The 3,823-nt window shown below is 57.7% G+C and carries 6 protein-coding genes; 3 read left to right on the top strand and 3 right to left on the bottom strand.

Translation table 11 applies throughout. The features are described 5' to 3' along the window. Window positions 1–113: 113 nt before the first annotated feature. The 3 genes from ACVWXZ_RS14200 to ACVWXZ_RS14190 all read right to left on the bottom strand — a co-directional run bounded on the left by ACVWXZ_RS14200 (window position 114) and on the right by ACVWXZ_RS14190 (window position 1,978). Window positions 114–827 carry a hypothetical protein gene (locus ACVWXZ_RS14200; protein WP_457482664.1) on the bottom strand — a complete coding sequence of 238 codons (714 nt, stop codon included), beginning with the start codon at window positions 825–827 and terminating at the stop codon, window positions 114–116. Window positions 828–974: 147 nt separating this feature from the next. After that, window positions 975–1,253 (bottom strand): hypothetical protein, encoded by a 279-nt coding sequence (locus ACVWXZ_RS14195; protein WP_457388972.1) that lies wholly within the window; start codon window positions 1,251–1,253, stop codon window positions 975–977. 101 nt (window positions 1,254–1,354) lie between these two features. Continuing rightward, complete coding sequence (locus tag ACVWXZ_RS14190) at window positions 1,355–1,978, bottom strand: CatB-related O-acetyltransferase (RefSeq protein WP_414399320.1); 624 nt, start codon at window positions 1,976–1,978, stop codon at window positions 1,355–1,357. A 102-nt stretch (window positions 1,979–2,080) separates the two neighbouring features. Between ACVWXZ_RS14190 and cobU the strand changes: the two genes are divergently transcribed. The 3 genes from cobU to ACVWXZ_RS14175 are packed head-to-tail and all read left to right on the top strand — an operon-like array spanning window position 2,081 to window position 3,694. Continuing rightward, window positions 2,081–2,638, top strand: coding sequence for a bifunctional adenosylcobinamide kinase/adenosylcobinamide-phosphate guanylyltransferase (gene cobU, locus ACVWXZ_RS14185; RefSeq protein WP_457482663.1), 558 nt, complete (start codon window positions 2,081–2,083; stop codon window positions 2,636–2,638). Window positions 2,639–2,675: 37 nt separating this feature from the next. Next, window positions 2,676–3,155, top strand: a complete 480-nt coding sequence (locus ACVWXZ_RS14180; protein WP_011432033.1) for a CRR6 family NdhI maturation factor — start codon at window positions 2,676–2,678, stop codon at window positions 3,153–3,155. After that, the gene (locus ACVWXZ_RS14175) at window positions 3,137–3,694 is read left to right on the top strand and encodes a hypothetical protein (RefSeq protein ID WP_457482662.1); all 558 of its coding nucleotides are present in this window, start codon (window positions 3,137–3,139) and stop codon (window positions 3,692–3,694) included. The genes ACVWXZ_RS14180 and ACVWXZ_RS14175 overlap by 19 nt, the downstream gene beginning before the upstream one ends. Window positions 3,695–3,823 lie beyond the last annotated feature (129 nt).

Below are 3,823 nucleotides of genomic sequence, written 5' to 3'. Positions count from 1 at the left end.
CTTGGCTCATAAGTTCATTGTACTTCATCAAAGCGCATTCCTCCCGGCAGTGACCCTACGGGTACAGTGCGGGGCTCCTGCGATTTCTAGCTGAAGCTAAAGGAAGAGGGGTGTTACGGCGGCACTGGGATCCCACTGGCTCCCACTCGGTGGCGGCGGCTGGGGTAATCAGCCAAACTCAGGGACAGGGATCGGGATCCGGCTAGGCTCGAGGCTGGGATGCGGATGGTTCCCTGGAAGACTTGGCTATTGGGGGGCAGCTCCCCCGGCAAACCCTGGGTGAGCGCGTTGATTGACCGTCCATTGTCGTCAGTAATGTTCAGGAAGCTATAGAGAAAGCGCACCGTCTCTGCCGAGTTGTTTTGCATAGCTACATTCAGAACCACTTGGCTTCCCTCGCGACGAACCGAAAGCACCTGCATAGAGACCTGTCCACTGGCGGCAATTGGTAGGGGGGGCGGAGGTGGTGTGGGCGCCGGCGGGGCAGGAACTCCGTCCTGCTGACGCGGACGGGGAGGTGGAGGAGATGGAGTGGCGGGGCGAGGAGTTGGCGATGGGGCTGCCGCCAATTCAGGAGACAATCTGGGGGTGGGTGTTGGAGTGGGAGTTGCGACCGGCGTGGGTGCTGGGGTAAAGAGGGGGGTGGGAGTTGGGGACGGACGAAGGCTGGCTTCGGCTGCTGCAATTACCTCAGCCTCGTTCAGCAAAGGCACAGTACGGGGATCCCGAACTTCGCGGGAAGGAGAAGCCCGACCGGCGCCGGTGACGGGAGAAGAAACCCCCGATAGAGCTCGCTGACCAAATAGGTAGCCCAGACAAGCACTCAACACCGTTGTGAAGAGAAACGCGCTCAGCCAGAACAGCACCCCCGAGAATGTGGAGGCGAACTTCTGAGACGGTTTGGCCGGTCTACGCAAAGGCTGTTAACTCCTGCTGCTAGTTCGCTTTCCTATGATACGAAAGTGACAGAGAAGCTAGGGGTTCTCGACCGGGGCAGAGTTTTTGCGTTGTTGCTCATGGGCCTGTAGCGGGGCGCTGTCTAAGTTGGGCAGCCGCTCCCCCAGCCACCAACCCGGATCTTCCCAGCTCAGGGATCCCAGCCATTTCCCGGCCCGATCTGCCAAGACCAAGCCCAACAAAACGGGAGCAGTGGTGATCCCCAGCGCTAGGCTGAGCCAGAGCGGTTGAGGAGATCGAAAAGAGGCCGAAGCAGCCTTGTGTTCAGGCGAAGATATCGGCTTGGGATCTGTCATGGTCGGGCTTTTGAGCCTGAAGTACAGTCAGGTTATTCGAGATTGTTTTTTCAAGCGTAACCAACTCTCATCTTAGCCTGCGGGGAATTTCTCAAGTAGTTTCAAACAGCAAGAAGGCTTTGCTTGATCTGAGAAAGCCCTGACATTGCTTCCTGATCTAGTGGCCGACAGAGAAGAGGTGCTGCCTGGCGTATGGCTTCAAGGGGCCAATCCCACCAAGCAAGTTGGATAAGCCACTCGATCACTTCAGGTGCAAAACGGTAGCGAACCACCCTCGCTGGCACGCCCGCAACAATGGCATAAGGGGGGACATCTCGAGTTACCACAGCACCCATTCCAACAACTGCTCCATTTCCAATGGTTACCCCCGAGCGAATCTTAGCGCCATAGCCAATCCAAACATCATGGCCAACAACAATATCTCCGCGAGTTACAGGGTGCCCTTTCAAAGCACGAAGCTCTCGCCAGGAATCAGGTAAATGGGTGAAAGGGTAAGTAGTAACCCAGTCAGTATGGTGCTCGTACCCTACGAAAAAATGCACCCCTCCTGCAATCGAAGTGCAACGTCCAATCTTGACGCGGGATGACTCTCCCATCCAATGAAGGAAAAACTCATATCCGTAGCTTAGGGAGCCAATCGTGAGCAGAGGAAAAGGCTCTAAACCGGCGTGAGCAAAATAGGTTTTCTCTTCCAGCTGGGCAGCGTGCTCGATTCGGATGGGCATAGAGATTCAGCCTCAGGATTGACCGGGTACCACTCGGCTGAGGACTTCAGCAGGCTGTTGTCGAGGTTAGACTCAAACGTCAGTGGATTTCCATTCTACCCAATGGCGATTGTGCTGATCTGTGGCCCTGTGCGCTCTGGCAAAAGCCGGCTGGCAGAGGGTTTGGCTGCGGCTTCGGGCTTGCCGGTTATCTACCTGGCTACCGGGCCGAAACCCGATCCCAAGACGGATCCAGAATGGGCAGAGCGCGTTCAACAGCACCGGCAACGGCGGCCTTCCAGTTGGCAGACTTGGGAAACCGGGAGGGACTTGGGGGCAGAACTGCAAAAGTTGCCCCAGCCCTGTTGTGCGCTGGTGGATTCGCTGGGGGGATGGGTGGCGCAGGGCCTAGACTGTCCCTCTTCAGAATGGGATCCCTTGGTGCAATCCTTCTTGGCAACCTTGCAAAGCCATAGAGGGGAGATCCTCCTGGTGTCTGAAGAAGTGGGCTGGGGGGTGGTGCCCGCTTACCCACTGGGGCGGCGGTTTCGGGATCGGATGGGGGAACTGACCCAAAGGCTGGCTCCCCTGGCCGACCAAGTGTTTTTGGTAACGGCAGGTTTTGCCCTGGATCTCACCCGTCTAGGGATCCCGGTGGCAGGCAAGATGGAACAGAGCTGAGATAAGCTGCATTTGCAAGCCAGATAGCTGTGTTGCCGTGCCGATTACCCTCTACCTTCCTGCCAAGGCCATTCAAACTCTGGATCTCACCCCCGGCCATGAGCTGGTGAAAACCTTGATGGCCGATCCCGTGCGTGCTGCCCAGCAGGTGCAATGCGCCATCGATTGGCCGCGCAGCCCTGAGGATCCACGGGAGCTGTCCGAGATCCCGGAGGTGCGCCTGTGGTTTATTCGTTGGGATACAGTCTACCCCTGGATGCCCTACTTTCTCAATTGGCGCCAAGGAGAACTGGCCCGTTACGCGGCTATGATGGTGCCCCACCAATTCAACCCTCGGGAGGGTATTGTTTACAACCCAGAAGCGTTGGAGATCTTTGTCTATCAGAAGATCTTTGTGTTGATGCGGTGGTTTAAGCAGCAGAACCTGGGATCCGTCTCCATGCTGCGGGATATGGCTTTGGTGTTTGGCTTCGAGATCCAGCCGGAGTTTCTCGCCCTATGGGAGGCAGAGCCATGAAGGTGATGGTGGCCAACACCTGGCCGGGGATCCCAGGAGCTACGGCAGTGGCCGACGCTTGGCAGCAGGTGGTTCAACGCCCTTGGGGCCGGCTCAGTGTGGATCCCACCCCTTCGGAAGCTCAGCTCAAGGCCCTCTGGCAACAGATCTCCGAGTGGGCAGGAGAAAAAGATCCCCTACTGGTTTTGCCGGGCAGCGTTGCCGATCCCCTGGGGCCAGGCCAAACTTGGGCGGATCTGGCCCATGCGTGGGGGTTGAGCTTGCTGTTGACGTTGCAACGGGAGGCCGCCCTGAGCCAAGGTGCTGCTTTTGCCGCCCTGTTACGCCAAGCCAGGGCCCGTGGTTTGGGATGGGTGCTGGTTGGATCCCTGCCCGAAACTGGGGATCCCCAAGCCTTGGAAAAGCTGGATGCAACTTTGATCCCGCGCCTGGAAGCCCAAGTAGGAATGCCGGTGTTGGGGAGAATGGCTCTTGATGGGCAGATCCTTTGGGATCCAGATGCCCTGCTGCTCTGCAATGCTGCCCAACCAAGGAACTGAGCGCCACCCACTGATCCCTGCGGCTCGAACCGTTCCTGATACATTCACGCTGAACTCTCCTGAACATGGTTCAGGAAAGAAGCGATCGCATCCTGCCTATCTCTGAGCAGGAAGGCGGTATCCCGCAAA

It is taken from the genome of Thermostichus sp. MS-CIW-38 (genome assembly GCF_054058415.1).
Note: the sequence above shows the minus strand (reverse complement) of the source record. Positions and strands in the feature narration are given on the sequence as shown.